This window comes from Nonomuraea sp. SYSU D8015, from assembly GCF_008065375.1.
Taxonomy (GTDB): Bacteria; Actinomycetota; Actinomycetes; order Streptosporangiales; family Streptosporangiaceae; genus Nonomuraea.
Genome location: NZ_VJYI01000009.1, coordinates 157,925 through 184,032 on the forward strand (window position 1 = coordinate 157,925; position 26,108 = coordinate 184,032).

21 protein-coding genes and 1 riboswitch are annotated in these 26,108 nt (G+C 72.6%); of the genes, 9 read left to right on the forward strand and 12 right to left on the reverse strand.

Translation table 11 applies throughout. From position 1 onward, the window contains the following. Positions 1-47: 47 nt before the first annotated feature. The 5 genes from ID574_RS32960 to ID574_RS32980 form a co-directional block, all read right to left on the reverse strand. Entirely contained in the window at positions 48-1,133 is a 1,086-nt protein-coding gene (locus ID574_RS32960; protein WP_188192888.1) for a glycosyltransferase family 4 protein, read from the reverse strand. 8 nt (positions 1,134-1,141) lie between these two features. After that, the gene (locus ID574_RS32965) at positions 1,142-2,551 is read right to left on the reverse strand and encodes a M48 family metallopeptidase (RefSeq protein ID WP_188192889.1); all 1,410 of its coding nucleotides are present in this window, start codon (positions 2,549-2,551) and stop codon (positions 1,142-1,144) included. A gap of 27 nt (positions 2,552-2,578) precedes the next feature. Next, positions 2,579-3,391 (reverse strand): gluzincin family metallopeptidase, encoded by an 813-nt coding sequence (locus tag ID574_RS32970; RefSeq protein WP_188192890.1) that lies wholly within the window; start codon positions 3,389-3,391, stop codon positions 2,579-2,581. A gap of 84 nt (positions 3,392-3,475) precedes the next feature. Continuing rightward, positions 3,476-3,973: a C40 family peptidase gene (locus ID574_RS32975; protein ID WP_188192891.1), complete on the reverse strand. Its 498-nt coding sequence runs from the start codon at positions 3,971-3,973 to the stop codon at positions 3,476-3,478. Positions 3,974-4,046: 73 nt separating this feature from the next. Next, positions 4,047-4,207, reverse strand: a riboswitch (cyclic di-AMP (ydaO/yuaA leader). Positions 4,208-4,492: 285 nt separating this feature from the next. Next, on the reverse strand, positions 4,493-5,236 hold the full coding sequence (locus ID574_RS32980; RefSeq protein ID WP_188192892.1) for a class I SAM-dependent methyltransferase: 744 nt from the start codon (positions 5,234-5,236) through the stop codon (positions 4,493-4,495). A 70-nt stretch (positions 5,237-5,306) separates the two neighbouring features. Between ID574_RS32980 and ID574_RS32985 the strand changes: the two genes are divergently transcribed. Continuing rightward, positions 5,307-6,194, forward strand: coding sequence for a LysR family transcriptional regulator (locus tag ID574_RS32985; RefSeq protein ID WP_188192893.1), 888 nt, complete (start codon positions 5,307-5,309; stop codon positions 6,192-6,194). A gap of 461 nt (positions 6,195-6,655) precedes the next feature. Here ID574_RS32985 and ID574_RS32990 read toward each other — a convergent pair whose 3' ends face one another. Together ID574_RS32990 and ID574_RS32995 are read right to left on the reverse strand one after the other, a co-directional pair. Further along, entirely contained in the window at positions 6,656-7,612 is a 957-nt protein-coding gene (locus ID574_RS32990; RefSeq protein WP_223167305.1) for a C40 family peptidase, read from the reverse strand. A 116-nt stretch (positions 7,613-7,728) separates the two neighbouring features. Continuing rightward, positions 7,729-9,051, reverse strand: a complete 1,323-nt coding sequence (locus ID574_RS32995) for an NYN domain-containing protein (protein ID WP_188192895.1) — start codon at positions 9,049-9,051, stop codon at positions 7,729-7,731. Positions 9,052-9,194: 143 nt separating this feature from the next. Here ID574_RS32995 and ID574_RS33000 point away from each other — a divergent pair, with 143 nt between their 5' ends. Continuing rightward, on the forward strand, positions 9,195-10,295 hold the full coding sequence (locus ID574_RS33000) for a phosphotransferase family protein (RefSeq protein ID WP_188192896.1): 1,101 nt from the start codon (positions 9,195-9,197) through the stop codon (positions 10,293-10,295). Here ID574_RS33000 and ID574_RS33005 read toward each other — a convergent pair. Both ID574_RS33005 and ID574_RS33010 read right to left on the reverse strand, forming a co-directional pair. Then, positions 10,246-10,914, reverse strand: a complete 669-nt coding sequence (locus ID574_RS33005) for a response regulator (protein ID WP_188192897.1) — start codon at positions 10,912-10,914, stop codon at positions 10,246-10,248. The two genes, ID574_RS33000 and ID574_RS33005, sit on opposite strands and share 50 nt — an antisense overlap. Continuing rightward, positions 10,911-12,143 (reverse strand): sensor histidine kinase, encoded by a 1,233-nt coding sequence (locus tag ID574_RS33010; RefSeq protein WP_188192898.1) that lies wholly within the window; start codon positions 12,141-12,143, stop codon positions 10,911-10,913. The genes ID574_RS33005 and ID574_RS33010 overlap by 4 nt, the downstream gene beginning before the upstream one ends. Positions 12,144-12,253: 110 nt before the next feature. Here ID574_RS33010 and ID574_RS60340 point away from each other — a divergent pair, with 110 nt between their 5' ends. The 6 genes from ID574_RS60340 to ID574_RS33035 all read left to right on the forward strand — a co-directional run bounded on the left by ID574_RS60340 (position 12,254) and on the right by ID574_RS33035 (position 19,696). Continuing rightward, positions 12,254-12,481, forward strand: coding sequence for a hypothetical protein (locus ID574_RS60340; protein ID WP_223167306.1), 228 nt, complete (start codon positions 12,254-12,256; stop codon positions 12,479-12,481). Beyond that, the gene (locus ID574_RS33015; protein ID WP_223167307.1) at positions 12,478-12,969 is read left to right on the forward strand and encodes a PH domain-containing protein; all 492 of its coding nucleotides are present in this window, start codon (positions 12,478-12,480) and stop codon (positions 12,967-12,969) included. Before ID574_RS60340 ends, ID574_RS33015 begins: the two co-directional genes overlap by 4 nt. After that, positions 12,966-14,954 (forward strand): PH domain-containing protein, encoded by a 1,989-nt coding sequence (locus ID574_RS33020; protein ID WP_188192900.1) that lies wholly within the window; start codon positions 12,966-12,968, stop codon positions 14,952-14,954. The genes ID574_RS33015 and ID574_RS33020 overlap by 4 nt, the downstream gene beginning before the upstream one ends. A 236-nt stretch (positions 14,955-15,190) precedes the next feature. Continuing rightward, positions 15,191-15,856, forward strand: coding sequence for an ABC transporter ATP-binding protein (locus ID574_RS33025; RefSeq protein ID WP_223167308.1), 666 nt, complete (start codon positions 15,191-15,193; stop codon positions 15,854-15,856). A 31-nt stretch (positions 15,857-15,887) separates the two neighbouring features. Further along, the gene (locus ID574_RS33030; RefSeq protein ID WP_188192901.1) at positions 15,888-16,700 is read left to right on the forward strand and encodes an ABC transporter ATP-binding protein; all 813 of its coding nucleotides are present in this window, start codon (positions 15,888-15,890) and stop codon (positions 16,698-16,700) included. Continuing rightward, a complete protein-coding gene (locus ID574_RS33035) occupies positions 16,697-19,696 on the forward strand; it encodes an FtsX-like permease family protein (RefSeq protein WP_188192902.1) in 3,000 nt (999 codons plus the stop codon). Before ID574_RS33030 ends, ID574_RS33035 begins: the two co-directional genes overlap by 4 nt. On the opposite strand, the gene ID574_RS33040 is transcribed toward ID574_RS33035, so the two are convergent. The 3 genes from ID574_RS33040 to ID574_RS33050 form a co-directional block, all read right to left on the reverse strand. Continuing rightward, a complete protein-coding gene (locus tag ID574_RS33040) occupies positions 19,693-21,291 on the reverse strand; it encodes a hypothetical protein (protein WP_188192903.1) in 1,599 nt (532 codons plus the stop codon). The two genes, ID574_RS33035 and ID574_RS33040, sit on opposite strands and share 4 nt — an antisense overlap. A gap of 74 nt (positions 21,292-21,365) precedes the next feature. Beyond that, positions 21,366-22,805 (reverse strand): serine/threonine-protein kinase, encoded by a 1,440-nt coding sequence (locus tag ID574_RS33045; RefSeq protein WP_188192904.1) that lies wholly within the window; start codon positions 22,803-22,805, stop codon positions 21,366-21,368. Continuing rightward, entirely contained in the window at positions 22,795-24,297 is a 1,503-nt protein-coding gene (locus ID574_RS33050) for a serine/threonine-protein kinase (protein WP_188192905.1), read from the reverse strand. The genes ID574_RS33045 and ID574_RS33050 overlap by 11 nt, the downstream gene beginning before the upstream one ends. Positions 24,298-24,372: 75 nt before the next feature. On the opposite strand from ID574_RS33050, the gene ID574_RS33055 reads away from it, so the two are divergent. Beyond that, positions 24,373-26,097 carry a DEDD exonuclease domain-containing protein gene (locus tag ID574_RS33055; RefSeq protein WP_188192906.1) on the forward strand — a complete coding sequence of 575 codons (1,725 nt, stop codon included), beginning with the start codon at positions 24,373-24,375 and terminating at the stop codon, positions 26,095-26,097. Positions 26,098-26,108 lie beyond the last annotated feature (11 nt).

Genomic DNA, 26,108 nt, shown 5'->3' on the forward strand with positions numbered 1-26,108 from the left:
GCCTGATCCATCTCCCCGAGGGGCGTTGCGGGCCGCTCGACGAAGGGTCAGAGAAGGGCGTGGAACCGGGCCGCGACCTGCTCCCACGCCCACTCCCCGGCGATCCAGTCGCGCCCGTTCGCGCCCATCTTGCGGGCTTTCGCCGGGTCGCTCAGCAGCTCGACGACGGCCTGGGCGATCTCCGTCGGATCCTCGCCGTCCACCACGAGCCCGGTCTCGCCCCGCTTGACGGCGTCGGGCGCGCCGCCGGACGCCCCGGCCACCACCGGCAGTCCCGTCGCCGACGCCTCCAGGAACACGATGCCGAGCCCTTCCACGTCCACCCCGTTCCACCGGGTGCGGCAGGGCATCGCGAACACGTCCGCGGCCGCGTAGTAGCCGGGCAGGCTCGCGGCCGGCACCGTGCCGGTGAACCTGATCGACTCGTGACCGGCCGCCAGCCGCTCCAAAGTCCGCCGGTACGGCCCGTCGCCGACCAGCAGCAGGACGGCGTCGGGCACCGCGCGCAGCACCCGGGGCCAGGCCCTGATGAGCTGGTCCTGGCCCTTGCGCGGCACCAGCCGCGACACGCAGAGCACGACCGGCCGGTCGGCCAGGCCCAGCTCGGCCTTGGGCGCGTCGGGGCGGAACAGCCCGGGGTCCACGCCGGGCGCGAGGCGGACGAGCTTGGCCGGCGGGATGGCGGCGACCAGGCGCCGGCGGGTGTACTCGCCTAGGTAGGTCACCACGTCGGCGTGCTCGCCGATCCTGCCGAGCACGGCGCGGAAGCCCGGCGCGCTCGCCCACGACGCCTCGTGGCCGTGGGTGAGCATCACCACCCTCCGCGCGCCCGCCCGGCGCAGGCGCGGCGCGAGCAGGCCGAGGGGCGCCGCCGCCCCGAACACGACGGTGTCCGCGCGGTGCTCGGCCACCAGCCGGGCCGCCCGGCGCGCCACGGCCGGGGTCGGCAGCATGAGCCGCGTCGGATGCCGCACCACCCGGTACGGCTGACGCCGGTCGAACTCCTCGCAACCCGGCCAGGCGGGGGCGTAGACGGCCACGCCCGGCGTGCGCAGCGCGAGCCCGTGCACGAACGACTGGATGCCGCCCGGCCTGGGCGGGAAGTCGTTCGTGACGACGACCACGTTGGTCACGGCGCCTGTCACGGCACCGGTACGCCGTTCAGCTTCGCCCACGAGCGGGCCATGGCGATGCGCTCGGGGCTGGACGGATGGGAGGCATAGAGCACATATTCCACCGCATCTGGCGACAAGTCGGAAATATTGGCAGTTGCCAGGCGTTTCTGCATCGCCACGAACGTGGCCGGATCCCTGGTGAGCTCCAGGGAGTGCAGGTCGGCCCTGGCCTCGATGTGGCGGCTGATGAGGTTCTGGGCGGGACCCATGAGGAACGATCCCAGGCTCATCAGGCCGATGACCGCGCCGACCGCGCGGGGGTCGGCGATCGAGGCGACGCCGACGCGGCGGCGTACCGCGCCGAACACCAGGAACAGCAGGATCGCCCCCAGCGCGGCGCCCAGGCCGCCGATGAGCGTGCCGTAGAGCACGTCGTTGTCCTTGGCGTGGCCCAGCTCGTGCGCCACCACCAGCTCGACCTCGGGCTGCGGGGCCTTGAGCAGGTTGTCGTAGACGACGATGCGGCGCGTGGCGCCGAAGCCCGACACGTACGCGTTGAGCGCGGTGGTCCGGCGCGAAGCGTCGGCGACCAGCACGTCCTCCACCGGCACGCCGTCCCGCTCGGCCATGGCCAGCAGGCTCGTCCGCAGCGGCCCCTGCTTCATGGAGGTGAAGTCGTTGAACAGCGGCTCGAACACCACCGGGTACACGAACGACGCCACCACCGTCAGCGTGAACGCGCCCGCGGCGGCCGGGATCCACCAGCGCTTGACCTTGCGGGCCAGGGCGACGAGCGCGAACAGCATCAGGCAGAGCAGGAACGCCTCCACGCCCAGGTTCTTGAGCCGGTCGCCGGCCCAGGCCCCCCAGTCCTGGGTGGACAGGCCGTAGTCGCGCAGGATCGTCTCGAACCACATGCCGAGCGGCCACCGGATCAGCTCGGTGATCGCCATGATGACGAGGACGCCCAGGACGGTGCCCACCCACCAGGGGCCTCGGAGCCACCCCACGGCCTTGGCACCGAGCGGCGTGGCGACCAGGAGGCCCGCGATGACGAGCGTCAGGGCCAGTGACAGGTAGCTCGGGAGGGTGGTGGCCGCGTCGAACGCCTGCGCCCTGGCGATCTGGGCGGCGCTGAAGTCGCGGGCCGGGTCGGGCGGCCCGGCGGCCAGCACCCGCCACGGCGTGCTGAAGGCGGCCACGGCCAGGATCACGGCCCCCAGGGCCACGGCCGCCATCGCCGCCTGCCGCCGCAGCCGCCGCGCGCCGAGATCCGCGCCCTCGCCTCCGGCCCGGTCCTGGCTCCCGGCCGGCCCCTCGCCTCCCGCCGGGTCGCCGCTCGTGGCCGGGTCCTCGTCAGCGGTGGGGCCGTCCGAGCCGTGATCCCCTGTCGAGATCCGGCCCCCCGGCTTGACGTTGTCTGGTCGCTCGCTCATCTGCCTCCCCCTTTTGCGCCTTGCGCCCTACGCGAGCTGATCCCGCATGTACGCGCGCCACCGTGCCGTCAGCGTGGCCGCGGAGAGCCCCAGCGAGGCGAGCGCCCGTTCCACGCCGGCCACCTGGGCATCACGGTAGAGCCTCACCAGGGTCTCCTCACCGAAGCGGTCAGCCAGGAAGCGACACGCCAGCCACGCCTCCTGGTAAGCACGCGCGAGCCGTACGGGATCCCGGCCGTCCGCCGCGAATGCCGCAGGTCCCGGCAATTCGCTCGGCAGGCGCCCGGCCCGGACCTCGTCGGCCAGCTCGGCGGCCGCCGTCCGCACGGGGAGCCCGGCGTCCCGGTAGCCGACATAGTCGGCGAAGCCCTCGTACAGCCAGACGGGCAGGCCGTCGGTGCCGGCCACGACGTGGGTGAGCTCGTGCGTCAGCACGATGTCCTTCCCCGTGGAGTTGAGCCGGGCGAAGACCTCGGGGACGACGATCACGCGGCCGCCGTCGGCCACCGCGGCAAGCCCGTCGAGGCGCTCCACCCGGGCCAGCCGGGCCGCCTCGCCGGCCGACTCGGGGACGAGGACGAGCGGTCGTACGGGGCCGCCGAGGACCTCGGCGACGCGGAGCCCCGCTGTGTCGGCCCGGCGCGCCAGCTCGTCGAGGGCGGTGGGAGAGGCATGGTGCCCGATGACGACGGACCGCGTTCCGCGGGCTACGACGGTGCCTTCGCGCCAGAGGCCGCGTGCTGCGGGGGAAAGGGGTTCAGGGGCGGGGGCGCTGGCGGGGGCGAGGGAGAGGAGCAGGAGACCGGCCACCACGGCTCGTCGGCTCACCTGCTCGGACATGAGGTCCGATCGTAGTCGGCCGCGACGGGGGGTTCGGAAATGAGACAGCCCCGCCCGATTCCTGCGAATCGAGGCGGGGCGGTGTCACATGCCGGGGCGGATCGCGCCGACGAACGACGCCTTGCGCCATCCGCTCAGCTTGACGACCTGCACTCGTTTGCCGGTGCTCGGCGAGTGCACCATCTTGCCCTTTCCGACATACATGCCCACGTGGCCTAGCCCCCTGAAGAACAGCAGGTCGCCTGGCTGGAGCTTCTTCCAGGAGACCTTGTGTCCGCGGGCGTACTGGCTGGCCGCCACGCGCGGGAGCTTCACCCCGGCCTTCCTCCAGGCGTACTGGGTGAGACCGGAGCAGTCGAACGCGCCGGGGCCCTCGGCTCCATACCGGTACGGGTCACCGATCTGGTCCTTGGCCACGGCCACGGCCTTGCGGGCCTTGGATTGCTGCCGAGCGATCTTACGTGCCTTGGCGGTCTTGGCAGTGGTCTCAGCCTTGACCGTGGTGGTCTTGGCCGAATCGCTCGTTGTCGCTGCCTGCGCCGTCGGGGCATGGAGGATGAAACCTCCGGCCGTCACGGTCATCGTGAGCGCTACGCCACTCAGGGCAAGGCGGGACAGACGGGGGTTTTGCAGGGAGGTAGACAGGATTTCTCCTTGGGTCTTCCACGAATGCCTACCGGGTTAGCTGACGGATTCGGGCCTGGAAGTAGCCCTACGGCGCAGTGCGCGCCGATTCACCCCTGATCCCAGGGGAATGGGATCGTTGGGTCCCCGGCTCCGTGCCTCCTGGCTGCACGGACTCGGCGGGTCGTCACCGTTCAAGTGTTCGAAATGGGGATATGTGGTGACGACCGGCGGATCTTTATCTGTCTCACATCGGGGGTCCGATGCCGGTTTGCGGCGACATGGCTTGCCGCTGCGACGCCAGAAGCTACGCCGAAACGTCAAGAATCAGCAAAGGCTGAGTCAGGTTGTAAAGATCGCATAACGGGGTCAGTCAAGTCGGAAACCCCTGCTGGAGCGCCAGGTCTCGTTATGCAAATGTGACCCTGCTCACAATTTGCGGCACACCGCTTTGTAAGGTCTCGTTTGTCGCTTTTGTCACATCTTGCGCGCCGTCAACCTGAAGCCCGTCAGTGGGAGCGTTCCAGCGGAGATTCGTGCCCGTTCAATCCGCCAAAGCTCGTTGATGACCTCTGCTGTGCTGTTCATCACCTTTCGGCTGACATATCCCCCGATGTACCGAGACAAGTAGGGTTCACGCCGCAGACTCGTGATCTCGAGCCGCTGGGCGAGGGCGGCGAGCATGTCGGCCGCCGGCGTGTGATCCAGGTGTGCCTCACGCCACCGCTCGACCGGGTCACGTCCGGGGGATCCGGGCTCGCGCGGGAAGTCCGCCACCCCGGCGGCGGCCAGCAACGATCCGGCATCGTAGAACCAGGCGGCCGCGGCCCGGTCGGCCCAGTCCCACGCGAACTCGTCCACGATCACCAGCCCACCTTTTTTGAGCAGGGCCGAAACCCGGTCCAGCGCCGCGTCGAGCGGATGCATGTGGTGGAGCGAGAGTGACATGACGACGGCGTCGAACAACGATCCCACATCGTCGCCGAGGCCGTCGCCCGGGACGGGATAGGTCGTGATGTCGGCCCGCAGCGCGGGAACCCCGGCCGCCCTGGCGGCCTCCACGGCCTCGGTGGAGATGTCGATCGCGGTGACCTCGTGGCCCCGCCGTACGAGCTCCGCCGCCAGGTCGCCGCGCCCGCACCCGGCGTCGAGCACCCGGCGCGCCGCGGACGGAAGCACCTCGCTGAGCCATGCGTGCTGGTGGTTGTCCATTGTGTCCATAGGCCGAGAATGGCGTCGGCAAGACATGCACACCACTGCAGGTTCGGCATGCCACCCATAAGCTGAGCGCATGCTTGATCTATGGTCGCTCAAGGTGCTGGCGGAGGTCGGGAGGCTGGGTTCGTTCTCAGCCGCGGCCGAGGAGCTGTCCATGACGCAGCCCGCCGTGTCCCGCCAGATCGCCCAGCTGGAGCGGCATACGGGGGTGCGGCTGTTCGAACGGCTGCCGCGTGGCGTCCGGCCGACGGACGCCGGGCGGGCGGCGCTGGAGCAGGCGGGCGAGGTGCTCCGGGGGATGCGGCTGTTCGAGACCCGCATGAGGGCCTTCGCGACGGCCGAGGCGGGGCGGGTGCGGGTGTCGGCGTTCCCGAGCGCCGCGACGAGCTACCTGCCCGAGCGCTTCCGATCGTTCGCGGCCCGGCATCCGGGCGTCGAGCTCTCCCTCACCGTCCGCTCCGGCGAGCACGACCCGTGTGCGGCCGTACTGGACGGAGATACCGACATCGCCCTGCTGACGTCCTGGGACGCGGCGGGGGCGACCGGGATCGTTCTGACGCCGCTGCACGAGGACGAGCTGCTCGTGGCGCTGGCGGCCACGCATCCGCTGGCCAAGGGCGGCCGCGTGCTGCTGCGCGACCTGGCCGCCGAGCCGTGGATCGACGGCACCCACCCGGACTGTCTCGGGCCGCTCTCCCAGCTCGCGGCGGCGCTGGGCGGGGCTCCGCGGGTCAGCCACGTGTGCGACGACTGGAACGGCCGGCAGGGCTTGGTGGCGGCGGGCGTGGGCGTGATGCTCTACCCCTCCATCGCCGGCTACTCCACCGCCCGCCCCGACATCCGCCTCCTCCGCCCTTCGCCTCCCCTGCCCACCCGCACCATCCTCGCCGCCGCCCTCCCCCCGACGGACCGCCCCCCGGCCGTCTCGGCCTTCCTCTCGTCCCTCCCCGTCCCCGCATGAGCGCCCCGTCCGGGTGGACGCGGACCACAAGCGGACCCCGCTGCGCCAACGGCTCAGCGGCGGTGGCGGGCCCGGGGCGACACGACCGGCCTGGCGAAGCCGGCACAACGGCAGGGCGGGCGTCGGCACGGCCCGGCGCGCGCCGAGCGGCCCGGCAGGCGGGCAGGGCAGCAAGCAGGCAGCGCAGCAAGCGAGCGGCGTGGCGAGCGATGACCGATGGAGGCAGGCGCGGCGGCGGCATGAACCGGGTGGGGCGCGTGGCGGTCCCAGGCGGGGAGAGCGCGGCGGCAGGGCGGGAAGGACCCCTGCACGTGCCATGCGGTGTGAGGCTTCGGGTGGCGGCGGCGGTGTGTGGGGGGAAGGAAGGGGGCGGGCGGCAGGTGGGGCGGGGTTGCGGCGGGTGGAGGCCGAAATGGGGGTGGGGGCAGGCCGAAATCCAGCCGGTTCGACCGGCCGGGGTGTTACGGGCGGATGGCGCCGACGAGGCGGCGGCCGTAGGCGGAGAGCTTGACGACCTTGACGACGTCGCCCGTCTGCGGCGCATGCACGATCTGCCCGTTGCCCGCGTAGATGCTGACGTGCCCCAGCCCCTCACTGAAGATCAGATCCCCGGGCTGCAGCCCGCCGGGGACGTCCACCTTGCGGTTCTGCCCCCACGCCCACTGCTGCCACGTCGTACGCGGAAGCGACACACCCGCGGCCCGCCAGGCCGCCTGGGTCAGCCCGGAGCAGTCCCAGCCGCCCGGCCCCGTCCCCCCGTACACGTACGGCTTGCCGATCTGCGCGAACGCGAACCGCAGCACCGCCGCCGCGTTCCCCGACGCCGGCCCCGTGTACTTCAGGCCCACGCTGTTCGGGTTCCCGGGGTTGTAGGCGCCCAGCTTCTTCAGGAGCTTCTTCTGCTCGGCGATCAGCTTGTGGATCTCGGAGCGCTCCTTCTCCACCTCGTCGCGTTCCTTGTCCGCCGCCTCCAGCGCCACCTGCGCCTTGTCGCGCTCGGTCTTCAGCTCGCGGTTCTCCCGGTCGAACGCGGCCAGCTTCTCGGCCCGCTCCTGCGACATCTGCCCCGTCAGCGCCAGCCGCGCCAGGAAGTCCTCAGGGCGATCCGCGCTGACGAACCCCCGCCACGAGGTGACGTCGCCGCCCAGCCTGTAGCTGTCGACGGCCATGTTGATCACCTGGATCCGCAGGTCCTCGACCGTCTTCAGCTTGCGCTGGTAGCTCTCGTTCAGCTTCGTGTAGGTGCCCTTGGCCTTCTTGTAGCGCTCCGTCGCCGTGTTGTACCGCTCGACGACCATGTCGGCCTTGTCGTTGAGCTTCTCGAGCTTGGCCTTCGCCTGGCGGAGCGTGGGCCTGGGATCGGCGGTGGCCACTCCCGGAAGGGACAGCACCAGCCCGAACGCGATTCCCGCGGCCACCGGTACCCGGCCAAACCTCACTGTGTCGCCTCCCAGGGATGATATCTGGGGCGAAATAGTACAGAAGTGGCGGGTGAGGTCTCACCCGATCGAACCAAAACGAAGCAAGTCGTAATCTAGGCGCGGCCCAGCCGGCGCAGCAGCAAGGCAGACGGAACGGGTCTGGCTCCCATGCGCCTGACCGACTCGGCCACCTCGCGGTCCGACGACACCACGGCGATGGCGCGGCCGGGCGGCTCCGCGCGTACGAGCCGGCGGATGAGGTCGTCGGCGATCTCCCCCGGCTCGCTGAACAGCACCCGCACGCCGCGCGGCGCGACCACCTGGACGGGGGCGTTGAGCTCGGCGCCGTCGAACACCACGGTCACCTCGACCCTGGTCTGCGCGACCAGTCCGCCGAGCCCGGTCATCAGCCGGTTGCGCTGGTCGGCGAGCGTGAGCGTGCCGTAGCCGGTCTTGGTGACGTTGTAGCCGTCGATGATCAGGTGCACCTGCGGCACCGCGAGCAGCTGGTCGAGCAGTTGCGGGTCGTCGTCGGCGAGGGCACGCGCGGGCACGGCGCGCACGCCGGGCCGCTCGCCCGTGCTGGCGGCGACCGAGTCGGCGGGCTTGCTGATCGTCGTGGGCAGGGCGAGCTCTCTGCGCAGCCCCGCCGAGGCGTCCTGCAGCGCGTCGAGCAGCACCCTGATGCGGGCGTCCTCGATGCTCCTGCCCTCGCGGGCGGCCCGGCGCGAGGCCTCCAGCTGCCGCTCCACGTCGGCCAGCCGCTCGCGCAGCCGCCGCAGCTCGGACTCGCCCGCGCTGCCCGCGGCCGCGGCGGCGGACCTGGCCTCCTCGGCCGCACGCTCCATCTCCTCGGCCCGGGCGACGGCGGCCTTGGCGCGCTCGCGGGCGTCGTGGAGCTTGCGCCGCAGGTCGGAGTTTTCCGCACGGGCGGCCTTGAGCTGCTCGCGCAGCCGGTCGGCCTCCTCCTTGGCGGCGCTCTTCTGGGCGGCGAGCTGCTCGCGCAGCCGGGAGACCGCCTCCTCGCGCTCCGACCCCTCGGCCGCCACGGCGGACTGCTCCAGATCGGTGCGCGCGAACTCGATCATCTCTTCCCAGCCGGGCGGCCGGGTCAAGTAGGCGGCCGCGGCCACGATCACCGGATCGGCGGCCGGGGGCACGTTGCCCTCGGCCAGGGACGCCACCAGCTCGGGCCATCCGGCCTCCACCGACTCGGCGACCAGCTCGCGAAATTTCTTGTCGTTCTCCAGTTGCGCGGCGATGGGCGCGCTGCCGAGCTTGGCCCGTTTGCGGGGGTCGAATTTGGCGATGCCCCGCAGGGGAGGGGGTATGGAGACAGCGGGCATCGTCCCGAGAACCTGAGCCGCCAGGTCGACGACGTTGAGCCGCACCTGCTCGGGAAGCGGGCGAGACAGGCCTTCACCCGCTGAACTCATCCCACGTGTCCCTTCGCGACATGCCCTTTCAGACAAGGGTACGGCTGCCGCGTACCTGACCGTAACGGCCGCCTTTGTATGGACGAGCGCTTGGTTGGGGGTGTACGACTGTGCCGGGGCACGTGTTCACAGGGAGGCCCACCGTGACCGAGCAAGTGCGCACCTCCACCCGTGACCTGGAAGAACTGCGCGAACGGGTGGCCGCCTGGCTCCGCGGCAGGGTCGGCCCGGACGCCGAGGTGTCCGGATTGTCCAGACCGACGGCCAACGGCATGTCAAGTGAGACCCTGTTCTTCACCGCGACCTGGGGTGGGGACATGACGCGCTGCGTGGCCAGGCTGGCGCCCGCGGGAGAAGCGGTCCCCATATTCCCGTCGTACGACCTGCGGGCGCAGTTCGAGACCATGCGCCTGGCCAGGGAGAAAGCTGGGATCCCAGCGCCCAGGGCCCTCTGGTTCGAGCCGGACCCCGGCCCGCTCGGCACGCCGTTCTTCGTCATGGAGCGGGCCGAGGGCGAGGTGCCGCCGGACGTCATGCCGTACACGTTCGGGGGGTGGCTGTGCGACGCGGCCCCCGAGGACCGGCGCAGAGTCCAGGACGCGAGCGTGGGGATCCTGGCGGCGCTGCACGAGGCACCGTTCACACCGGAGGAGCTGTCCGGAATCGGCACCCGCGGCCTGCGGGCGCACGTCGACGCGCAGTACGCCTACTACGAGTGGGCGCACGCGCAGCGGCGCATCCCGCTGCTGGAGCGGGCCTTCGACCGGCTGGAGTCGCTCTGGCCCGAGGAGCCGGGGCCGGACGTGCTGTGCTGGGGCGACGCCCGCATCGGGAACATGATGTTCCAGGACTTCACCCCGGTCGCGGTGCTCGACTGGGAAATGGCCGCCGTGGGGCCGCGCGAGCTGGACCTCTCGTGGATGATCTTCCTGCACCGGTTCTTCCAGGACCTCGCGGTCGCCATGGAGCTCCCCGGCATGCCCGGCTTCATGGGCCGCGACGACGTCTGCCGGAAATATCAGGAGCTGACCGGCTACCAGCCCCGCGACCTGGACTTCTACGAGCTGTACGCCGCCCTCCGCCACGGGATCATCATGGCCCGGGTCTGGCGGCGCAGGATCCACTTCGGCGAGCAGCCCGAGCCGGACGACCCCGACGACCTGGTGCTGCACCGGGCCACGATCGAGGAGCTGCTCAGCCGTTGGCGTCGTAGACCAGCAGCGCCACCTGGACCCGGTTGTTGAGATCCAGCTTGGTCAGGATCCGCGACACGTGCGCCTTGACCGTGGGCACGCTCATGTACAGCTCCCGCGCGATCTCGGCGTTGGACCTGCCCTGCCCCACCGCCAGCGCCACCTCGCGCTCGCGCTCGCTGAGCCGGGCGAGCAGCTTGCGCGCCCGGTCCGTACGCTCCCCCGCCCCGCCGTCCGACACGTGCGTGATCAGCTGCCGCGTGACCGCCGGCGACAGGATCGGCTCCCCCGCCGCCACCTTCCTGATCGCCTGCACCAGGTCGCCCGGCGCGATGTCCTTCAGCAGGAATCCGGCCGCCCCCGCCCGCAGCGCCCGCAGCACCTGCGCGTCGGCGTGGAACGTGGTCAGCACCACCACCTCGGGCGGCGACGAGGTGGCCCGCAGCGCCTCGGTCGCGGTGAGCCCGTCGACACCCGGCATGCGGATGTCCATGAGCACCACGTCGGGCCGGTGCTCGGCCACCAGGGGCGGCACCTCGGACCCGTCGCCGGCCTCGGCCACGATCTCCAGGTCGCCGACGCCCCCTAAGATCATCGACAGCCCCGCCCGGACCATGGCGTCGTCGTCCACGATCAGCACCCTGATCGGCTTGCTGACCGGCTCCGTCATGCGTCCTCCCGAGTGATCTCCACCGGCCACGGCAGCCAGGCGCGCACCACGAACTGCCCCTCCGGCGTCGGCCCGTGCTCCAGCCTGCCGCCGGCCAGCTCCGCCCGCTCCGTCAGCCCGATGAGCCCCGCCTTGGCCCCCGGGATGCGCAGGGGGTGGCGCGACCACAGCGGATTGCGTACCTCCACCGACAGCCCCTTGCCGCGCGCGCCCGTCACGGTGACGGTCACGGGCGCGCCGCCCGCGTGCTTGCGGGCGTTGGTGAGCGCCTCCTGCGCGATGCGGTAGAGGTTGCGGCCCAGCCCTTCGGGCGCCTCGTCCACGCCCAGGTCGAGCCGCACGTCCATGCCCGCCTGCCGGCACTCCTCGACCAGCGCGGGCAGGTCGGCGAGCGTGGGCTGCGGCCGGTCGGGGACGGTGTCGTCCTCGCCCGGCCGCGCGTGGCGCAGCACGCCGATCACCTCGCGCAGGTCCTGCAGCGCCAGGTGGGCGTTGGTCCTGATGGCCCCGGCCGCCCTGGCGATCTCGTCGGCCGGGGCGTCGGGCCGGAACTCCAGCGCGCCCGCGTGCAGGCTGAGCATCGAGATGCGGTGCGCGAGCACGTCGTGCATCTCCCTGGCGATGCGCTCGCGCTCCAGCCGCTTGGCCTCCTCGGCGGCGCCGTCGGCGCGCTGCCGGAGCGACCAGATGAGCTGCCGCCTGGCCCTGATCACGATGCCCCACGCGTAGATGGTCAGCATGAGGGCCGTGAGGAGGATGCCCCACTCCAGCGGGTCGATGTCGCTCTGAGGCCGGAGGATCACGTACGGCACCAGGGTGATGAGGGCCAGCAGGAATATCGGCCCGGAGACCTTGAACGGCCGGTGCACCGCCACGGTGAACAACGCCACGGTGGCCGCCCCGCCCACGAGCTCCAGATAGGACGACAACAGGAGGGTCACCAGCGCCAGCCACACCGGCCAGCGGCGCCGCAGCCAGACCGCTACGCACGACAGCGCGCCCATCACCTGCTCGATGAGGATGAGGGGCTCCGGCTGGCGCTGGAGGTGGAGCTCCTCCAGGCCCAGGAGCGTGATGCCGCAGGCGATCAGGAACATGGTGATGTCGACGATCCAGTCGCGCAGCGAGCGCCGCACCCGGCGACCCTCCCGGCCGTCGCCGAGCAGCACGGACGGCAGCGCCCACCGGTATTCGGGGACGAGGCCGTCCTCACGTCGCACCGCCGTCACGTACACCGAGGTTAGGCCCTCCCATGGGCACGGCGACACCGACCAAAGTCGATGCCGCCCGAGACCTCAGACCGACGCCGGGGCCGTCGGCGGGAAGGGACGATTTCCCCATGAAAGAGGTGTTGAAGGTGCTCGGCTGGCTGCTGCTCCTGCAGGGCGTGGGCGGCCTGGTGAACGGCCTGCTCGGATGGTGGCGGTGGGCGGAGAACCTGATCGTGGTCAACCACCTGGCGTTCCTCGACGGGTACGAGGTGTTCGCGTCCATCGTGACAGGCGTGCTCGGCTTCGTGCTGCTGGCCGTGGCCGAGTCGGTGGGCAGGGCGGAGGCCGACGAGTGAGCGGGACGTCGTTGCGGCCGCCGCGCAACCAGGCCGACCCGCGGGCGATCCCGTGGTGGACGGTGCAGTGGCTGATCCTCATGGTGCCGGTGGCGGCCGGGGCCGTGGTGTCGTACTGGGTGTTCACCGACCGGCCGGTCTGGCTGGGGGCGGTCGTCGGGGTGCTCGCCGCGGGGTGCCTGGTGATCGCGGTGGTGGCCCCGCGGGCCTCCTACCGGGTCGAGCGGTGGGAGGTCACCGACCAGGCCGTGTACACCCGCAAGGGGTGGCTGACGCACACCTGGAAGGTGGCGCCGATGTCGCGGATCCAGCGGATCGACACCGCGCGGGGGCCGGTGCAGCGGTTGTTCGGGCTGGCCGACGTCACGGTCACGACGGCGTCCTCCGCGGGTGCCATCAAGATCGAGGCGCTGGACCACGACCTGGCCACCGCCCTGGCCGAACGCCTGACCGCCCTCACCCAGGCGACCCCGGGGGATGCCACGTGAACGGTTTCTCATCGCACGACCCGCGCGGGCCATTCGCGCCGGGAGTCTCCGGGCAGCAGAGGGGCGACGCCTCGCGCATGCGCGGGGCTCGCGCTCAGGACGAGGGAGGCCCTCACGAGGCGTCCGGCACTCACCTCGCCGCGGAACCGCGCAGGACGTCCGGCGCGGACGTGACGTGGCAGCGGCTGTCCGGCCGCAGTCTGTGGGCCTCGGCGGTCAAGTCGCTCGCGGTCGTGGTGCCCGCGGTGCTCGGGCTGACGAGGTTCCTCACGAGCCGGGACTGGCCGGTCGGAGGCGTCGTGGCGGCGTGCGCGGGGGCGGCGCTGCTGATCGCCGCCGGGGTGGTGGCGTACGACCTGCTCCGGCTCCGGGCGACCCGCTGGCGCCTGACCGCCGACCGGCTGGAGTTGCGCTCGGGCATCGCCGTACGCCAGAGCCGCTCGATCCCGCGCGACCGGGTCAGGAGCGTGGACCTGCGGGCCGATCCGGTGCGGCGGGTGTTCGGGCTGACCGTCGTCAAAGTGGGCACGGGCGAGCGTTCCGCCGAGGGCGACGAGCTCACTCTCGACCCGTTGACCAGGCACGACGCCGAGGCGCTCCGCCGTACGCTGCTGCTCGGCGACGCCCCCGCGGCGGGCCCGCGGGAGGAGGGCGACGGGCCGCTGGTGGAGCTGCGGTGGTCGTGGATCAAGTACGCGCCGCTGTCGCTGTGGACGTTCACCGGCGCGGCGGTGGTGCTGGGCGTCGCTTACAAGGTGCTCGACGGGATCGGCCTCAAGGTGATCACCACGGAGGCGGCCGAGAGCGTGTGGGCATGGGTCACGGCGCGGCCGCTGCAGGCCGTCCCGCTGCTGCTCGCGGCGAACGCCGCCGTGGGGGCGCTGGGGGCCGTGCTGCTGTTCGCCGAGTCGTGGGGGCGTTACCGGCTTGAGCGTGAGCCGGGCCGGCTGAGGCTGCGCCGCGGCCTGCTGACCACCCGGTCGCTGACGCTGGAGGAGCGCCGGCTGCGCGGGGTGGAGATCAGCGAGCCGCTGCTGCTCCGGCTGGGCGGCGGGGCGCGCGTCAAGGCCATCGCCACCGGCCTCGGCAAGGCCGCGGAGAACGAGACCGAGGACGTCGCCGCCCTCACCCCGCCGCTCCCCCGCCCGCTGGCCTGCCGCCTCGCCGCCCAGATCGCCCATCCCCCCACCGCACCCGGCCCTTCCTTCGGCGCCGTCCCTGAGACAGGCACTCCGGTCTCCGCTGCGCTCGCACGCATCGGCGACACCGCATCGGCCACCGAGCGCAGCGGCGCCACGGCGGCGTCCTCAGGGACGGGCCGCCTCAAGGACGTGCCCGGCGCAGGGGCAGCCGCGAGTACCTCCAGCGGGGGCCGGCCGCGTCCGGACCAGGGGTCGGGCGAGGGGTGGCGGGGGCCGGGTCAGATGTCGGACGGCGGGCGGCCGGGGCAGGATCAGGTGGCGAGTCCGGGTGCCTCACTGGCGGGCGTGTTGTCGGCGGTGAGGGGGAACGGGCTTCGGCGGCATCCGTCGGCGGCCAGGCGGAGGCGGGTCGTGCGGGCGCTGGTCACGGCCGTGGTGCTGGCGGGTGTCGCGTGGGCGGCGTACGGGATGGTGCCGTGGGCGTGGGCGCGGCCGTGGGTGTGGCTGGTCCCGGGTGTGGCGCTGCCGATGGGGCTGTGGCTGGCCGTGGAGAGCGCCAGGAACCTCGGGCACGCGCTCGGCGGGCGGCACCTGATCACGAGGAGGGGCGCCGCGGTGCGGCACACGGTCGCGCTCGACCGCGCCGGCATCTCGGGCTGGACGATCAGCGAGTCGTTCTTCCAGCGCCGCAACGGTCTGGTGACGGTCTCGGCCACCACGGCCGCCGGCGAAGGCAGCTACGACGTGGTGGACGTGGACCGCGGCGACGGGCTGGAGCTGGCCGCACACGCTGTGCCGGGCCTGCTGGAGCCGTTCCTGGAGCGGCCGTCGCGACGACGCTGACGGGAGACGCGCTCACGCGGGAGAAACGCCCGCTGAAGAAGAACCGGCGGGAAAGAAGCAGCCGGGAAAAGGGTTGAGCCGCGTGACCCCCTGGGCTTGCCCATGCCCCTGTACTGGACAAACCCGATCGCGCGGCTCAAGTGCTTGCAGTAATAACGGTATTTGTCCCACTTGCAACCCGGTTGCAGCCTCATTAACCGTTGACGTGGATCACTGGTCAGGAGGATGATCCGCGGGTGACGCCTGGACCGGCGCTCGCCTGCCATGCACTCAGCTGCCGGGCAGGAGGGCGTACGATCATCGAGAACCTCACCCTCGAGCTGGACCGCGCCGAACGCGTGGCGCTCATGGGCCCGTCGGGATCCGGAAAGACCACGCTGCTCACCACGCTCGCCGGCCTGCTCCCGCCCGCCTCGGGACGCGTGCTGGTCGGCGGCGTGCCCCTGGACGAGCAGCCGGAGCTGCGGGCCGGGCTGGCGCTGGTCTTCCAGTCGTACGGGCTGCTGAGCCTGCTCACCGCGGCCGAGAACGTCGAGGTCGCGTTGCGGGCGGCGGGACGGGCGCCGCGTGAGGCCGTAAGTCTGGCCGCGGCCGCGCTGGAGAGGCTGCGGGTGTCGAAGTTCGCCGATCACCTGGTCGAGGAGCTGTCGGGCGGCCAGCAGCAGCGGGTGGCGGTGGCCAGGGCGCTGGCGTTGCGGCCCCGGGTGCTGCTGGCCGACGAGCCGACGGCCGAGCAGGACGCCACGCACCGCGCCCTCGTCCTGGACGAGCTCCTCGCGGTGACCGGCGAGGGCACCACGCTGGTGATCGCCACGCACGACCCCGAGGTGGCCGAGCGCTGCGACCGGGTGATCGATCTGCGTGCCCTCGCCCATGGCCGGCAGTCGAGGAGCACCTCATGAGCCAGGTCCGCACGACCGCAGGGCATCGCCCATGAGCGTCGTCAGGTGCGACGGGATCGTGCAGATCTACAAGGCCCAGGACGTCGAGGTCGTCGCGCTGCGCGACGTGGACCTGGTGATCGACGCGGGCGAGACGGTCGCCCTGCTCGGCCCCTCCGGCGCGGGCAAGTCGACGCTGCTGTGGCTGCTGGCCGGGCTGCTGCGCCCGAGCGCGGGCCGCCTGTGGCTGGACGGCGTCGACCTGGCCCGGCTCAACCAGCGCAGGCTCGACCGGCTGCGGGCCGCGCACATCGGCATGGTGCTGCAGAACCCGGCGCGCAACCTCATCGGCTACCTCTCCGCCGCCCAGAACGTCGCCTTCGCCCAGCGCGCGGTCAAGCGGGACCGCCGCCGCGCCCGAGACCTGCTGCGCCGGGTGGGCCTGGACGACGTGGGCGACCGCCCGGCCGGGCGGATGTCGGGCGGCGAGCAGCAGCGCCTGGCCCTGGCCGTGGCGCTGGCCAACGCGCCCAAGCTGCTGCTGGCCGACGAGCCCACCAGCCAGCTCGACGAGGAGTCCGGCGCGCGGGTGGTCGACCTCATCAAGCGCGCGGCGGCGGCCGAAGGCACGACGGCGGTCGTGGTCACGCACGACACCGCCGTCAGCGAGGCGCTGAGCCGTACGGTGACGATCAGGGACGGCCGCGTCGGCGCGGAGGGCAGGCGCGGCGAGGACTTCGTCGTCGTCGGCAGGGAGGGCGCCGTGCAGGTGCCGCCCGAATACCATCACCTGCTGCCGCCCGGTTCCATGGCGAGGATCGAGGAGCTGGAGGACGGCATCGCGCTCAGAAGGGCGGAACCGTGATCCTGCGCGGTCTCTGGGAACGCCGCACGCTCTCGCTGGTCGTCCTGCTGATCGCGATCGTGCCGATCGCCTCGGCGGCCGTGGGCCCCGTCTACTCGGCCGCGGCGCGGACGACGATCGCCAGGGACGCGGTGAAGGCGGCGCCGCTGGAGGGGCGCGGCTGGCGTTACACCACGGCCGAGGGCGGCATCGAGGCCAAGGTGGCGGCGTTCACCTCGGGCGCCGGCTTCGTCAGCCGGCCGATCTTCGGGATGGAGACGAACAGCGGCCTGCCGGGCGACCGGCGCTCGTACGCGCTGGTGTGGCAGGACGGGCAGTGCGAGCACCTGACGCTGGTCAAGGGGCGCTGCCCGAGCGCGGGCAAGGAGGTGATGGCCAGCGAGGCGTCGGGGTTCAAGGTCGGCCGGCGGTTCACGATGACGTCCCTCGTCAACGTCGAGTACACCGAGACCGGGCGGAAGCCGGCCGAGCTGACGGTGGTCGGGATCTACCGGCCGGGGGCCGTCGATGATCCGTTCTGGTTCGGCAGGTCGTTGTTCTCGACCGAGGGCGAGCCGAGCCGTGACAAGGTGGACGCGCTCTTCACCGTGCCGCAGACCAGGCTGAACACGTACAACATCTCCGGCGACGTCAGCGGCTCCCCGAGCGAGTCGGGCTGGACCGACTACGCCATCTTCTCCATCGACCCCGACCGGCTGGAGGGGACCGACGTGGAGGCGCTGGTCGCCATGCAGGCCGCTGCCGAGTCCGTGGGCCGGAACACCAAGGCCATCGTGTTCTCCCGCGTGGGCGACATGCTCAAGGTCATGACCGCGAACACCGGCTCGCTGGGCGTGCCGACGCTCCTGGTGATCGCGCAGCTCGTGGCGCTGGGCTGGATCCTGCTCTTCCAGACCGTGGGCGACCTGGTCAGGGCGCGCGGTGCGGAGATCGCGCTGGCCCGGCTGCGCGGGCACGGGCGGGTGCGGGTGTGGTTGTTCGCGCTGGCCGAGCCGCTGCTGCTGCTCGCCGCCGCCGTCCCACTCGGCCTGCTCGTAGGGCACGCCGCGGCGGGCGCGATGATCGGCGCGCTGCTGCCCGCGGACGTCCCGGCGCGCTTCCCGCCGGACGCGGCGCTGGCCGGGGTCGCGGCCATGCTGGGCGGCGTGCTCGCCGCGGCGCTCGCGGGCTGGCGCACGGCGACGCGGCCGGTCACCGAGGAGTGGCGGCGCACCCCGCGCAGGACGGCCCGCGGCTGGGCGCTCGACGCCGTGGTGCTGGCGGTCACCGCGCTCGGGCTGGTCGAGCTGCTGGCCACCGGCGTGATCACCGACGTGTCGGGGCGCAGCTCGGGCGCGATGGCGGTGCCCGGGCTGATCGCGCTGGGCGTGGCACTGGTGGGCAGCCGCGTGCTGCCGGTCCTGACCAGGCGGCTGTTCGGGGTCACCAGGCGGCACGGCGGGCTGGGGCCGTTCCTCGCGCTGCGGCAGGTGGCCAGGGGGCCGGTCACCGCGGGCAGTGTGATCGTGCTGGGGACGGCGTTCGGGCTGGCCACGTTCGCGGTGTCGGCGTGGACGGCCACGTCGGGCGACTACGCGGTGGCGGCCAGGTTCCACAACGGCGCGGCCACCGCGATCACCGTCCGGCCGGTCGAGCCGAGCACGCTGATCGACGCCGTGAAGGCCGCCGACCCGGGCGGCAGGACGGCCGCGCCGGTGATCAAGGTGCCGGGCCCGCCCCAGCTGATCGCCGCGGACCCGGCGCGGCTGGCGGCCGTGGGCGCGGCGTGGCGGCCCGATCTGGCGGGCGGCAGGTCCCTGCCTCAGGTCGCGGCCGCGCTGCCGGGGCGCACGGGGCCGCGGGTGTGGGTGCGCGGCGACAGGTTCCGCGCCGAGGTCACGCACGACAGGCCGCCGAAAGACTGGCAGATCAGGCTGTCGGCCGTGTTCCGCGTGCCCGGCCACCTGCGGCCCACGCAGCTTCCCCTCGGCACGCTGACCGGCCGCTCCGGCGTGCACGAGTGGAACCTGCCGCCGGCCTGCGAGCGGGCCCGTTGCGAGCTGCGCGCCTTCCGCGGGGACGCGCTGCCGCCGGCGCAGTTCGAGGAGTCCGCGTTCGTCCGGGTGACCGTCAAGAGCATGGCCGTACGCGAGCAGGGCCGGTGGCGACCCCTGGACCTGCCGCCGTGGCGGGTGGACGACAACCCTCCGCCGCGCGACGGCACGTTCGCGATCACCATGGTCGGCAACCAGACGCTGCGCCCCGACACGTACGACGAGCAGCTCGCCGCCGTCGCGGTCGGGCCGATCGGCACCCGGGTGGTGCCCGGGCTGGACAACGCCTACGCGGGCCCTGTGCGCACGGCCGTCACGTCCGCCGCCGCACCCGGGCTGACCGACGCGGGCGTCCTGGTGGACCTGGAGCAGGCCGACAGGGCCGCGTACGGGGTGCACGAGAAGGCCGAGTTCCAGGTGTGGACCAGCCTGTCCGACACGGCCGCCCTGGAGCGGGCGCTGGAGCGGCAGGGGCTGTCGGTGACGTCGCGGCGGCACGTGGACGACCTGACCGCGTCCTTCGCCGGGCAGGGGCCGGGGCTGGCGCTGTTGCTGCTGCTGGTGTCCGCCCTGGCGGCGGCCGCGCTGGCGCTCGGGCGCACCGTGCTGGCGCTCTACACGGCGGCCAGGCGGCGCGCGTACGAGCTGGCCGCGCTGGAGGCGTCCGGCGCCGAAGTGGCGGCGCTGCGGGTCGCGCTGCTGCTGGAGCAGGTGATCACGGTGGCCGCGGGCACGCTGGCCGGGTTGCTGGCGGGGCTGGCGGCGGCCTGGGCGGCGCTGGGCAGGATCCCGCAGTTCGCCGAGGCGCCGGTGACGCCGCCGCTGCCGCACGAGGTCGCGGCGGCGCCCGTCGCGCTCGTCGTGGGCGCCGCCCTGCTGGTCAGCCTGCTGGCCGCGGGGGTGGTGTCGGAGCTGCTGCTGCGCGGCATCCGCGTGGAGCGGCTGCGGGACGCGCCGGCCTAACTGCCCGCGGGCTGCCCGGTCATCCCCGCCATGTACGCCTTGGCCAGGGTGAGGGCGCCGGCCATCGCCTCCTTCTCGGTCATGAACTCGACCTCGGGCGAGTTGGTCGGCTCGTCCTTCGGCCGCTGGTGGCCGGAGTAGTCGACGCGCACGACCACCGAGCCCTTGCGCATCAGCACCGTGCCGCTGGAGGCGGACACCTCCCCGCGCCTGGTCTGCAGGTACTGCTGGTAGGCCTGATCGCCCAGCGCCTCGACATCCGTCACCTTGCCCCACTTGATGCCGCCCATCGACGACCCGGCCACGTGCTTGTCGGCGCCGCGCTCGCTCGCGAAGTAGCTCTTCGCGGCGGTCTCGTCGGCCGCGCCCGCCCGGTTGGTGAACCGGTGAACGGTGATCAGCGCGCTGCGGATCTTCGTGGTGTCCGCGCTGTCGCCGGGCAGTTCGCGGTTGAGCCAGCGGCACTCGGTCTGGTTGTCGTCGCCGACCACGGTGCCGCGCGCCCGCTTCTGGGGCTCGGGCACGAGCCGCGTGGCCGCCTCGGTGATCGCCTCGCAGTCGGCGGGGAAGGCGGCCAGGACGGTCGGCGAGGGCGTCGGCTGGGCGCTCGGCGGGATCGTGGCCTGCGACGGCTCCGCCTGGGCCAGCACGTTGGGGTTCTTCGCCTGCCAGGCGGCCACACCCTGGGCGAAGTGTTTGATCAGGCCGCTCACCTCGCGGATCGCGTTGTCCTCGGTGATCGCCTGGACGGTCTCGTTGGACAGGATCTGCGCGTCCTTGCGCTGCTGGCCCGCCTGGTATCTGACCTCGATGGTCATGTCGCCGACGCGGGCGTAGGCCTTGCCGAAGGCGTACCAGAGCAGCTTCCCGTCGCGGTTCCACGTGTATTGGGCGAAGGCGCCGTCGCCCACGCCCGGGATGTCCCTGACCGGGGAGACGTACATCTTCTGGCCGGGGTCCAGGGACGGCGTGGCGGTCGCGCCGTACTTGCCGCCGCGGTAGTCGACCTCGTACGAGCCCTGGGCCACCGACCTGCCGGTCCTGGCGCCCTCGCCCTTCCATTGCTCGACCCTGACGTCGATCTCGCGGTCGCGCCAGAACTCACCGAACGAGATGCGCCGGTTGACCCAGTTGCAGGTGAAGGTGACCGTGGCATCGCTGTCTCTGGACGACTTGGCGACGGTGGCGTCGGGGACGAGCCGGTCGACCTCCTCCTTGGGGAGCATGGCGCACACGTCGGGGCCCTTGGCCGCGGCGGCCGCGGGCTGGGACGTCTGCGGCCGGCCGGTCTGGGCCGGGGGCCGCGCCGAGGAGGCCTTGCCGTAGATGAGGTAGGCGCCGACGCCGCCGGCCGCGACCAGGACGACCAGCGCGGCGGCCAGAGTGGGCAGCAACCAGGCGGGCCGCCGGGGCGGTGGCGGCGCCATGTTCGGCATCGTCGGCGGCATGCCCGGCGGCGTACCAGGCGGCATGCCCTGCGGTGGCCCTGGGGGAATGCCCTGTCGCGGGCCCGGCGGCATGCCCTGCGGCTCGAACGGCCGGCCCGGCGCCTGGTAAGGGTTGGTCGGGGGCTCGTACTCGCTGCCGGGATTCACGGGGACTCCTGGGGTTGCCCTGACTTGCGGGGAAACATGCTAGTCACACCCCTTGCAAGGTGCTTGCAGATCATTCATTTCTGCAGGGCCGCGGACACCAGACGGGCGGCGGCTATGGCGGTGTCCTTCTCCGCCGGATTCGAGGTCGGCACGTCATCCCGATGCCAGACCACTTCGCCCAGCAGATTACTCGTCAGGAGCAGCACGATGCTGTCGGATCGTCCCTCCTCCGTGGAGCCGAGGTCGAACGTGAAGGAGTTCTGGATGATCGCCGACTCCCCCACCCCCGGCACGTCGGAGACCCCTCCGCGGACGGTGCGCCCTTCCTTGCCCTTCCCCGCGGCCCTGGTGGACTTCTCGCTGGCGAAGCGCCGCTGCGCCACCTGCGGGCCGCCGAGGTCGCCGGCGGGCCTCTCCACCCATGCTCGGACGGTGAGGCGCCGCCCCCCCGAATCGTCGCTGGTCCACTGGCACTCGCCCGGCCGGGACGGTTTGCGCTGAGGGCTCCCCTTCATGAGCTGGGCGGCCTGGGCGTCGCTGAGGAGCTTGCACGGGTCGGGCGCCTGGGCGAATCTGCCGGTCTCGGGCTGGCCGAGCGCGGCGGTGGCGTACCAGCCGCCCGCGCCGAGCATGACGACGCCGGCCACCGCGGCGGACCACAGCCACCGCCGCCGGCGGCCTCCCGAGGCGGCCGCGGGGACGCCGGTGGTCAGAGCGCTCAGGGCCTGGCGGATCTGCGGCGCGGTGGGCCTGGCGGCCGGGTCTTTGGCGAGCATGGCCATCAGCAGCCCGCCGAGGTGGTGACCCGCCCGCGTCGGGAACGGCGGCTCGTGCAGCAGCACCGCCGCCGCCACCGCGGCGGGCAGCTCCCGCTCGAACGGCGCCCGCCCCTCCACCGCCGTGTAGAGGCTCGCGCCGAGCGACCACAGGTCGGACGCCGGGGTCGAGGGCTGCTCGTTGAGCCGCTCGGGCGCCATGTAGCCGGGCGAGCCCGCGCTGCCGAACCTGTCGCCCTGCCCGCCCATCGGGGCCGCGATGCCGAAGTCGGTGAGCATGGCCGAGCCGTCGGAGTCGAGCAGGATGTTGGCCGGTTTGACGTCCTGGTGGAGCATGCCGTGCGCGTGGGCGACCTCCAGCGCCGACAGCACCCGCAGCCCCACCCGGGCCACGAGCTCCGGCGGCAGCGGCCCCCGCTCCTTGATCAGCTTGTCGAGCGAGCGGCCGGTGACCAGGTCCATGATGATCCACGGCTGGTGGCCCTCGAGCACCACGTCGTGCACCAGCACGATGGCCGGGTCGCGCAGCCGCCCCGCGGACCTGGCCTCGTGGATGGCCCGGTCGGTGAACTCCGCGCGTTCGTGCGGGGCGAGCCGTTCGGGCACGCGCACCTGCTTCACCGCGACCTGCCGGTCGAGCACCTCGTCGATGGCGCGCCACACCGTGCCCGCGCCGCCCTGCCCGAGCCGCTCGATCAGCCGGTAGCGGCCGGCCAGCAGGTAGAGGTCACCCGGCATCGCGCAACGTCCGTTCGCTCGCCTGCGCGGCTTTCAGGGCCGACTGCTTGATGTCCTCGTCGCTCGGGCGGTCGGCGAGCGTGGTGTATTCGACGCTCACCACGAGGTTGGCCAGCCGGTAGTAGACCTGCGCGGTGTGCATCCGGCCCGTGGGACCCAGCAGCTCGAAGCCGAACGCCTCCTCCCCGACGCCGCTCATCTGGCGCACCTGGCTGCGCGTGGCCTTCTGGGGTTTCTTCACGCCGATCTCCGGCCACGACCAGTCGAAGTCGTCGTACTTGCTCCAGTAACGCTTCTGGTTCTGGAACAGCTTGCGGGCCGCGACCGGGGTCATCGACCACGGGTCGACCGTGTCGGAGTCTTTCTGCACCTGCAGGCCCACGCCCGAACCGGCGATCTGCCAGCCGCACTTGGGGCCGATGTCGTTGGAGTCGGGCTGCCCCTTGGGCGGGTTGGAGGTGCGCAGCAGCCTGCCCACCTCCTCGGCGCTGATCAACGTGCACACGTCCATGGGGACGGAGAACGCCGTCGGCGCCGCGTCGCCCACGCCGTCGACGACGAAGAAGCCGGCCGCGCCCGCCGCGACCACGAGCGCCGCCGCCGCGGAGATCCACAGCACCGCCCTGCCGCGCTTCCTGACCGGGCCGGGCGCGGTCACCTCGCGGCCGGCGGACAGCTGCGGCACCGGGCCGCCGGCGGCGACCTGGCGGAGCGCGGACACGACCGCGCGCGGGTCGGGACGGGCCGCGGGGTGCTGCGCCATCATGGCGGCGACCAGCGACCCGAGCGGGCCCGGCGCGACCGGCGCCGGCGCCATCAGCGTGGCGCGGATCCGCTGGGAGGGCGACCCGTCGTAGGCCGGCGCCCCCGTCACCGCGACGTAGAGTGTGGCGCCGAGCGACCACAGGTCGCTGGCCGGGCCGCCGGGCTGGCCCTCAAGCCGCTCGGGCGCGATGAACCCGGGCGAGCCGATCATCAGCCCCTGCTCGGTGAGCGTGGCCTGGCCCTCCTGCCTGGCGATGCCGAAGTCGGTGAGCACCACCCTGCCGCTCTCGGTCAGGAACACGTTGCCCGGCTTGACGTCGCGGTGCTGCAGCCCTTGAGCGTGCGCGACGGACAGCGCCTCCAGCACGTCGGCGCCGATGCGCGCGGCGTAGTCGGGGGGCATGGGCCCGAACTCGCGCACCGTCTCGCCCAGCGTGCGGCCCCGCAGCAGCTCCATGACCAGCCACGGCCGGCCGTGCTCGACGACCACGTCGTGCAGCGCCACGATGCCCGGATGGCGCAGCCGCGCGGTGGCCTGCGCCTCGCGCACGGCCCTCTTCACCGAGGCCTCGCGCTCCTGGGGCGGCATGCCCTCGGGCAGCGTGAGCTCCTTGACCGCGACTTCGCGATCAAGCATCTCGTCCCTGGCCAGCCATACCTTCCCCATGCCGCCCGCGCCCAGGGGGCGCAGGAGGGAGTAACGACCGGCCAGTCTTCCCGCCGACATAAAGGGAAGGGTAACTAAGGATCAAGAGGGATGGTTATTCGATCCTGTCGGTCGGTCTCTCTATGGTCTTGATTCGTGGACGCGGTACAAGGCACTCTCGACGAGCTCGGCACTCCGCTCAGTGAGGTCACGTTCGTCGTGTTCGACCTGGAGACGACCGGCGGCGCCCCCTCCGACGACGCCATCACCGAGATCGGCGCGGTCAAGGTGCGGGCGGGCGAGGTGCTGGGCGAGTTCTCCACGCTGGTCGATCCCGGCGGGCCGATTCCGCCGTTCATCTCCGTGCTGACCGGCATCACCGACGCCATGGTCATGGCCGCGCCGCGGATCGAGGCGGTGCTGCCGAGCTTCCTGGAGTTCGTCCGCGGGGCCGTGCTGGTGGCCCACAACGCCGGGTTCGACACCCGCTTCATCAAGGCCGCCTGCGCCGCGCAGGGCTATCCCCCGCCCGCCAACCCGGTCGTCGACACCGTCGACCTGGCCAGGCGCGTGCTGACCCGCGACGAGATCCCCAACGCCAAGCTGGCCACGCTGGCGAGGTTCTTCCGCAGCCCGGTCGAGCCGTGCCACCGTGCCCTGCAGGACGCCAGAGCCACCGTCGACGTGCTGCACGGGCTGATCGAGCGGGCCGGGTCGTTCCAGGTCCACACGCTCGAAGAGCTCAAGTCGTTCGTCCGCGCCCCCACGCCCGAGCAGCAGCGCAAACGCCACCTGGCCGAGTCCGTGCCGCACGCGCCCGGCGTCTACCTCTTCGAGGACGAGCGCGGCGAGGTGCTCTACATCGGCAAGAGCACCAACCTGCGCAACCGCGTGCGCTCCTACTTCACCGCCGGCGAGACTCGGCCGCGCATCCGCGAGATGATCGGCATCGCCGAGCGGGTGCGCCACATCGTCTGCGCCACCGCCCTGGAGGCCGAGGTCAGGGAGCTGCGCCTGATCGGCGGCGCCAAGCCGCGCTACAACCGCCGATCCCGCTTCCCCGAGAAGGTCGTCTGGCTCAAGCTCACCGCCGAGCCGTTCCCCCGCCTGTCGATCGTGCGCGACTTGAAGGACGACGAGGCCACCTATCTCGGCCCCTTCACCAGCGCCCGCCTGGCCGACGACGCCCGCATCGCGCTGCACGAGGCGGTGCCGCTGCGCCAGTGCACCCAGCCGATCAGCCTGCGCACCCGGCGCACGGCGTGCGTGCTGCACGAGATGGGCCGCTGCGGCGCGCCGTGCGAGGGCAAGGAGAGCGCGGAGGAATACGCCATCCACGTCGAGAACGCCCGGCGCGCCATGACGCTCGACGCCACGCCCGTCTTCACCGCGGTGTCGGCCCGCATGGAGCGCCTGTCGGTGGAGCAGCGCTACGAGGAGGCGTCCGTCGACCGCGACCGGCTGGCGGCGTTCGTCCGCACGGCGGCCCGCATGCAGCGGCTGAGCTCCATCACCCGCATCCCGCAACTGGTCGCCGCCAGCCCGGCCTTCGGCGGCGGCTGGGACATCCACGTGATCCGCTACGGCCGCCTCGCGGCGGCCGGCGTCATGCCCAAGGGCGCCCACCCGACCCCTTTCGTGGCCTCCCTGACGGCCACGGCGGAGGTCGTCATCCCCGGTCCCGGCCCGGTCCACGCCGCGAGCGCCGAGGAGACCGAGTGCATCCTGCGCTGGCTGGAGTCGCCGGGCGTGCGGCTCGTGGAGGTCGACGGCGAGTGGAGCCTGCCCGCCTGGGGCGCCGCCCGCCACAAGGCCCGCATCGATCTCGCCTACAGCCATCTCGAGCGGGGCCGGGGACGGGAGGGGCGGCCGTTGCAGTGACCCGCTAGAGT